Here is a 7278-nt window from a genome sequence, read left to right on the forward strand (position 1 = left end):
CAACAACAATACGTTTGGAAAAGTGGCGTCATCTTAACTAAGGACAACACCAAAGCTGAAGTGATTGAATATTACGGTAAACGGGAGATTAAGATTAGGGTTACTGGTAGAGATAAGCGGGGATTATTGAGCATAGTTGCTTACGAACTAGATAAAATTAATGCTTCTTATCAGCGATTAAAATACAGTCAGTTCATACCTTGTAATTGCCCTACGTGTAAAGACAGTCAGTCGCCATACTATTATCCCTTTGAAACATTGCTAAAATATATAGAATACAAGGAATACAACATTAAATGTGAAACAACCGTTGAAGACGTTAATGTTTGGAGTTTACTTGGTGATATAATAGATTGGAAATTAGTAACTAACGATCCACAAGATATTAATAAATTAATTGACGGTAAACGCGATATTAAATCAGTCTTTATTTTACAAAATATTTATTATTTTTCTAAAACAATGGCTAATATCAACGATCAAAGTCGGAATACAAATATATCTGGATCTGGTAACATATCTGGCAACGCAAAAGTTACAAATACTGGTGCTGGTGCCTTTAGCTTAGGTGATATTAGTGGTACAGTTGCTAATACTATCAACCAATTGCCTAGTTTTGATGCTGAGCCTGATAAAAAACAACTGAAGGAATTACTCAGTCAACTGCAAAGCGTAGTTATAGAAGAAGAGTTGGATGAAGACGATAAAGAAGAAGCCCTAGAACAAATTAAAGCGATCGCTTCTGCTTTAACTAATTCCGAAGATGGTGCTGTCAAGAAAGTAGTTAAGAAGGCGATGACAATGCTAAAGGGAATTGCTACTAATTTGCCTCGTGGTGCTGCCATGATCACTATAATTGAAAAATTACCAGCCTTGATTAGTAAGATATTTTGAGAAAAAGGCAAGATAAGCCATCAGCGATCAGCGATCAGCTTTCAGCTTTCAGCTTTCAGCGATCAGCGATCAGCGATCAGCTTTCAGCTTTCAGCTTTCAGCTTTCAGCTTTCAGCATTCAGCGATCAGCTTATGCGCTACGCGCACAGCTTTTGAATAAAACAAGTAAGCATTGCTTTAATCTCTGTTACGTCAGCTGAAGGCTGACGGCTGAAGGCTGACGGCTGACCGCTGACGGCTGACCGCTGACGGCTGACCGCTGAATGCTTACAAAAAATATAAGTCTAAAAATAAAAAAAATAGCCGTAGATATTATGTCTACGGCTTTTTCAATACCACAGTAAGTGGATTGAAATTGTCATGTCAGTCAGATTCCAAACCAAACCTGATGTGATCTTATTTTATTGGCCAAAGGCCACGCTACGCGAAAAGACCAGGAGCCTTTGCAAGGGGGGAAACCCCCCCAGAAATTTAGCGATGCAGCGCGGTCTTGGGGAGCCAGTGCGGTCTTGGGGGTTCCCCCCATGAGCAACTGGCGTGGTTTCCCCCATGAGCGACTGCATCAAGACAACGTGTTATGGCAACAGCCAATACTTCATCATGGTAGTCCTCACTTCCCCTGGAACCTCCGTCGGCTCCAGAGGACTCCACTCGCAAATCTCTGCATACCCAAATACATAGAGGGTGTGCATGCTATAGGTTACTGCTTTACGAGAGCCTTTCAGAGTGTGCTCAACAGGGTATTTTTTTAGGTTTGGGTTAAATTCTGTTGACATGTTTTAATTTTTGAACTCGACGTTATATATAATAATAATGATTATATATTAATTTGTCAAGGGTTTTAAAAAAACTTTTTTTTGGGGGTTTTATGGAGAAGTTGCAATTAATTTAAAAGCTAAGCTTAAGCGCTATGCGCACGCTACGTGAACAGCCTTCAGCTATCAGCATTCAGTTTAAAATTAACCTATTTAGTAAGAATTTAATATTGATAGATTAATGAGAATTTAAAGTCTAGGTAAAAGCCCATTTTATTCAAAAGATGTTCGCGTAGCGTGCTAATAAGCTGAGAGCTAAGAGCTGAGAGCTGAGAGCTGAGAGCTGAGAGCTGAGAGCTGAGAGCTGAGAGCTGAGAGCTGAGAGCTGAGAGCTGAGAGCTAAGAGCTGAGAGCTGAGAGCTGAGAGCTGAGAGCTGAGAGCTGAGAGCTGAGAGCTGAGAGTTTACGATTTAATATTAATAAAAAAAAGCGATACTATTGGCTGAGCATCGCTTTTGTTGTTGATCTAATTTTACTGACAGCGTTTTTGATAACTATGAGTTACACAGGATGTTTTACCGATGCCCGATTCCCGATTCCCGATTCCCGATTCCCTAACCCCTCCTGGGAGGGGTTAGGGGTGGGTTCCGATGCCCGATGCCCGATGCCCGATTCCCTTTCCTATAGCTAATAACTTACGAATCTGAAGGTACGGGCTGAGATTCTAGATATTCCAGAAAAGACATTAATTCTTTGTCACTAAGCAGCTGACGCGATCGCTTACCGTAAGTTTGTAGAAGATAGTCTTTCCCCTGTTGAGTTGTCCAACCCAGACGCTTCATTTCTACATTAGTTTTAGTAATGATGTCAGAATGGTCAATAATCCCAGAACTCAATGATCCCATGTCACTGGTGTTAGTCTCCATGGTATTTTGAGAATATGACTGAACTGGAGGATCAGGTGGTGAGGTCTGGTAGCTAATTGGCTCCCTCTTCTTAGGGATGTCAGCTGGCACAGAGGTCTCTACTTCCCTTGAGAAGGAATCATTGCTAAAGTTCCTTACTGGTTCTACTGATGGGATATTGGCAGCGGTTTCCCTAACCTCTCTAGCTCTTGACTCTGAGAAAGAGTAACTACTGGTGTCACTGGTTCGACTAGCTTGAGTAAAATGATGATTGGGTTGAGTCTGTTCCTGACTTGCTGAGGTCGAGCCAACATCATAGCGAGGCAATGGTTGCAGCGGCAGATTTACCTCACGCTTTGCTCTGGGAATATCCTTGTTTTGATCAATCCCTTTGGTGCTATCCATGCCTAAAGCAGCTAAAGCTCTAAGTCTGGCTTGGTCTTCTGCTAATTCAACGGTTTGGGCAGCAGCTAGACCGGTGACCAAGATGGTACCCTCAACTTTAACTGAGCAACGTACTATGTACTGACCATGGTCAATTGCTAAAAGATCGCTGATCAAGCTGCCTTGAGGATAACGATCTCGGAACTGAGTAAACATAAAACCATTTCCTGCCCAAATCTAAGCATTATATCATAGCATAGCTTTACCCGAAAACTGTAGCAAGCGATGCAGCGCGGTCTTGGGGAGCCAGTGCGGTCTTGGGGGTTCCCCCCATGAGCAACTGGCGTGGTTTCCCCCATGACCGCGCTGCATCAAGACAACGGAACAGCATATCTACGGATCACCGGAACATTTGTTCCCGATTCTCTACTCCCGTTGATGTACAATAAAACATGATACAATAAAACTATATTTGGTAAGCTCGCTCAAAAATGGTCATCTTAGTGAAAGTATTCTGTGGTTACAATCTTCAACAGACCTAGGAGAAAGGAATTTCTGTTCTGTTCCTGATCCAGTGGAGCAGTACAGCCAAGTACAACTAAAGTTCCTTTTTTCCAGGCGCTCTAGGAATAGGAAATCAGAGGGCGGGTAAACCTCCAAGTTCCCCTCGTTGCCCACACCTACTATCTTCCACAAGAGCTGTCATCTGCTGATGTAGTCCGTAGCCTTTTAGCTTAATCTGCTCTTATGCCCCACGTCCGAACTTGCATGTCGGCGTGACATGAATGGCGGATAAGAACTTTTATACTTTGTGATCATCTATAATGAACATAGTAGGGTAATGAAATTAAGAGCTAACCGCCACCTACTTGCTAAAAATAGAACTTTTTTGTATTGTTCCGGCGCGGAGGGGCATCTCGTGTCGTTAATAAAGCTTGCCGAGTATCCTAACCGTTGGGTGGAGTTGGCAAGAAGCCTACACTGAACTCGAAGAGTTAGTGTAGGAGTATGTCACGTAGACTAGTAGTAGATATAACTGGGGAATTTGAACACAGTTCCGAGGCTGACCAGACGTTGGCTAGCTTCTCTTTTGCCCCAGGGGCTAAAGCATCGGCAAAGCAAGGGGACTAAGTTACCAGGAAGCGTAATGGTTCCGATTATTGCAGTGTCTGAACATAAGAGTTTTAGCCGAATATTCTGGGTGGCATTGGAGAAACTCACTCTTTGAATCGGTTGCTTCTTATACATAACTGCCTGTTAGTTACCCGTTTGATGATAACTTCGCCAACGAAACAATCGTCCTAGGTTCCTCAAACCGTAACTCAAAGAAGGTGCCATGGCGTTTGAATCACTGGCTATTGACCAACCTCAATCTCAAAAATCCCGCAGGCTTTGTTAGGTGAGTCATTAGCCTAAAAAGTTACCCTGACCTTAGTCTTGCTTCGGAACAAAAACAACAGAGTCGGTTAACCAGTTTAGGCAAACCATCAGTGGATACCCTTTCCTGGGAAAGAAACACAAGGGGTGGAACAAGTTCAGCTACCCGGGATTACTGATGCACTATTCTCTGCTGCTGGAGAAGTGTACACCTGGCTTGCCTTTCAATGTTCAGCCGATGACCCGATCGCATCAGGGACTGTCCTACCAATGCGATCGCATGCTCTTAAGGGCAACAAGCAAAAACCACGATCAGACGAAAAGGATTGTTGGATGGAATTTTCAATCGCTACATTACTTTCTAATTTTACTGATGATAAACTAGTGGCACCCAAAGTCTTAGAAAAAAAACTTGGTTGCCAAGACAAAGACAGTCTCAAAAAACTCCAGATTTCCCTGGATGTACTGGAAAAATTAGGAATTCTGGTTAAAGATCGCGGCAGGTATCGGCGTGTTTACGAAGAAGACGTGGTGGAAGCCAAGCTGCGGTGTTCCAGTAAAGGCTTTTGTTTTGCCATCCAAGAAGTCGAGGGAGCCGATGATATTTACATTCGGGAGAGTAATCTGAGTACTGCCTGGAATGGCGATCGCGTCCTAGTCAAAGTTACCAAAGAAGGTAGCCGACGCCGCTCTCCTGAAGGAGAAGTGCGGTTAATTCTGGAACGGGTAAATCCTTCAGTGCTAGCGCGAGTCAAGGAAACTGGTAATGGTTACCGAGCCTTTCCCCTTGATGACCGACTCTTGTTTGAACTAGATCTTGAACCAGATCAGGAAATCTTACAAAAAGCAGTGGAGCATCTGGTTCATGTAGAAGTGCTACGCTACCCCCTAGGACAAAACCCTCCCCTTGGAAAAGTTGCCCGTATTTTAGGAAGTGATGCAGAAGATGCCGCTGACACCGACATTGTCTGTTGCAAGCACGATTTACGCTCTAACTTCCCTGATGAGGTACTTCTAGCCGCTGATAACTTACCGAAAAAGCTGAAAAAATCCGACTATAGCGAGCGCCTAGATTTGCGAAAGGTTCTAACCATTATCATTGAAGATAAGCTAGCTAACTCAGAAAAGGTAGTTGTAGAAAACGCCTTTACTCTAGAAAAAACTGAAGCAAATCAGTGGCAACTGGGGATACATATTGCTGATGTGGCTTACTTTGTCCCTCCAGACTCTCCCTTGGCGGATGAAGCCAGAAAAAGGGGTACAGCAGTTTATCTGTCCGATGTGATATTGCCTTTACTACCGGACGCCGTTACCCAGCTTTGTTCCCTAGTACCAGGTCAAGACCGCTTAACCATCTCCGTACTACTCACTCTAGACGAAGCTGGTAAGGTAGTAGAATATCAGATTCAACCGTCCATAACCCAGGTACACTACCAGCTCAGTTATGAGCAGGCTCAATCCCTTCTGGGGGGACATGAGGAAGCTGACTCAGAATTGGCACCTGTGGTGGACATACTCAAGGAACTGTTTTTTACCTTGAGTCCAGCAGTCAGGGCGCAACGAAAGCAGCGGGGTGCCTTTGACCTAAATTTGTCCCAGATTCCATACCCCTATAAAGATGAAGGGAGAGTGGGGGCTCTGGAGGTTTCTTCAACAGTACCAATGCAGTCTTTGTTGAAGGAATTAGTGATCTTAGCCAATCAAGCAATAGCTACCCACATCCAAGCCCTAACTTTGCCAGGGATTTACTGTGTCCAGGGGCTACCGGATTGGGATGGGCTTCAGGATTTGATGAGGTTGGGCATGAATCTAGAGCATGATATGCAGCTTGAGCAAGAGGAAACTATTACCCCTCAAGACTATCAAGGCTTTACCCAGCTATTTGCCAAATCCATAGCACCTAAAGTATTGATCTATTTGTTGTTATCAACCTTAAAACCAACAGGTTATAGTTCTAAACCAGGATCGCACTTTGGTCTAGCATTGGATACTGGCTATACTCACGGAGTATCACCACTGAGGCGCTATGGGGATTTATGGGTACAACAGTTACTGCATTTGGTATTTGAAAAAGGAAGAGACCGTCGTTCTACCCGTTCCAAAGACCGGGTAAATCTGAATCATAGCAGCTGTCAAGGTAATATAAACTGGAATGTTTTACCACCAGAAATTCACCAAGAGTTAGAAAATCAGTTAACTACATTAATTCCCCATCTCAATGACCGTGAAAAAATCACCATGGATGCAGAGATGGATTTACAGGGCTTAAAGAAAGCTGAACAGATGAAAGAGCGTACAGGAGATATCTTCAGCGGTCTGATTACTGGGGTTCAATCCTACGGCTTTTTTGTCGAAATTGAAGACTTGTTAGTAGAAGGATTGGTTCATGTTAGCTCTCTCAAGGATGACTGGTACGAGTATCGCTCCCGTCACGCCTGCCTAGTCGGTCGCAAAAATCGCACTGCCTATCGATTAGGCGATCGCGTCGAAGTCCAAGTCAAGAGTGTGGATTATTACCGTCAACAAATTGACCTGGTAACCGTAAGCGGTGGTAGTTTTGCTAGTAACGAAGATTTAGAGGAGTAAGTTATTCGTGAGTGGTTAGTAGGTTACTAGAAGGTTAACTAACCACTAACCACTAACCACTCACTACTAATGAAATGATATTAAGTCCGGTTAATCACTTACAGCGGTTTTAAATTCGGTGAGGTACAAACTTATCGGTTTTAGGGAGCAGGGACTTCGGAGCAGGGACTTCGGAGCAGGGAACAGGGAACAGGAAAAAAAACTTGTTTACCTCATAGTTATGAAAAACGCTGTATAATATGCTTTATTCAAGTGCGGCTCGTTCCAGCTAAGAGCCTTATTACATAAGGGGTATGAGCTGGGGGAAAGAAGGACTAAAAAACCTTCAAACCTAACTGACTGTTTGGATGGCGGTGAAAACCCGACCCCTTCAGGAG

The 7278-nt window shown here is 43.7% G+C and carries 7 protein-coding genes and 1 pseudogene; 6 read left to right on the top strand and 2 right to left on the bottom strand.

The window, feature by feature from the left end; translation table 11 throughout:
• The 3 genes and pseudogenes from F6K37_RS28060 to F6K37_RS28070 all read left to right on the top strand — a co-directional run.
• Positions 1-894, top strand: a pseudogene (locus F6K37_RS28060) (GTPase); the annotation flags it as partial.
• Positions 891-1094, top strand: a complete 204-nt coding sequence (locus tag F6K37_RS28065) for a hypothetical protein (protein ID WP_287253709.1) — start codon at positions 891-893, stop codon at positions 1092-1094. The pseudogene F6K37_RS28060 and the gene F6K37_RS28065, both read left to right, overlap by 4 nt.
• 160 nt (positions 1095-1254) lie before the next feature.
• Positions 1255-1422, top strand: a complete 168-nt coding sequence (locus tag F6K37_RS28070) for a hypothetical protein (RefSeq protein WP_154659975.1) — start codon at positions 1255-1257, stop codon at positions 1420-1422.
• Between the two features lie 47 nt (positions 1423-1469).
• On the opposite strand, the gene F6K37_RS28075 is transcribed toward F6K37_RS28070, so the two are convergent.
• Positions 1470-1670 (bottom strand): hypothetical protein, encoded by a 201-nt coding sequence (locus F6K37_RS28075; protein WP_287253711.1) that lies wholly within the window; start codon positions 1668-1670, stop codon positions 1470-1472.
• 535 nt (positions 1671-2205) lie between these two features.
• Between F6K37_RS28075 and F6K37_RS28080 the strand changes: the two genes are divergently transcribed.
• Positions 2206-2340 (top strand): hypothetical protein, encoded by a 135-nt coding sequence (locus F6K37_RS28080; protein ID WP_267872119.1) that lies wholly within the window; start codon positions 2206-2208, stop codon positions 2338-2340.
• 4 nt (positions 2341-2344) lie between these two features.
• Here the strand turns inward: F6K37_RS28080 and F6K37_RS28085 are convergent, their stop codons facing one another.
• The gene (locus F6K37_RS28085) at positions 2345-3154 is read right to left on the bottom strand and encodes a slr1353 family protein (protein ID WP_287253713.1); all 810 of its coding nucleotides are present in this window, start codon (positions 3152-3154) and stop codon (positions 2345-2347) included.
• Between the two features lie 792 nt (positions 3155-3946).
• Between F6K37_RS28085 and F6K37_RS28090 the strand changes: the two genes are divergently transcribed.
• Positions 3947-4069, top strand: coding sequence for a hypothetical protein (locus F6K37_RS28090; protein WP_267872120.1), 123 nt, complete (start codon positions 3947-3949; stop codon positions 4067-4069).
• A 579-nt stretch (positions 4070-4648) separates the two neighbouring features.
• Positions 4649-6901: a ribonuclease R family protein gene (locus F6K37_RS28095; protein WP_044495596.1), complete on the top strand. Its 2253-nt coding sequence runs from the start codon at positions 4649-4651 to the stop codon at positions 6899-6901.
• The last annotated feature ends 377 nt before the right edge of the window (positions 6902-7278 follow it).

Source organism: Moorena sp. SIO4E2, assembly GCF_010671945.1.
Lineage (GTDB): Bacteria > Cyanobacteriota > Cyanobacteriia > Cyanobacteriales > Coleofasciculaceae > Moorena > Moorena producens.

Bases quoted from the DNA above. Each gene is read 5' to 3' on its own strand.
- F6K37_RS28080 (WP_267872119.1), top strand. From the start codon at position 2,206: ATGAGTTACACAGGATGTTTTACCGATGCCCGATTCCCGATTCCCGAT.
- F6K37_RS28085 (WP_287253713.1), bottom strand. From the start codon at position 3,154: ATGTTTACTCAGTTCCGAGATCGTTATCCTCAAGGCAGCTTGATCAGC.
- F6K37_RS28075 (WP_287253711.1), bottom strand. From the start codon at position 1,670: ATGTCAACAGAATTTAACCCAAACCTAAAAAAATACCCTGTTGAGCAC.
- F6K37_RS28090 (WP_267872120.1), top strand. From the start codon at position 3,947: ATGTCACGTAGACTAGTAGTAGATATAACTGGGGAATTTGAACACAGT.
- F6K37_RS28095 (WP_044495596.1), top strand. From the start codon at position 4,649: ATGGAATTTTCAATCGCTACATTACTTTCTAATTTTACTGATGATAAA.
- F6K37_RS28070 (WP_154659975.1), top strand. From the start codon at position 1,255: ATGTCAGTCAGATTCCAAACCAAACCTGATGTGATCTTATTTTATTGG.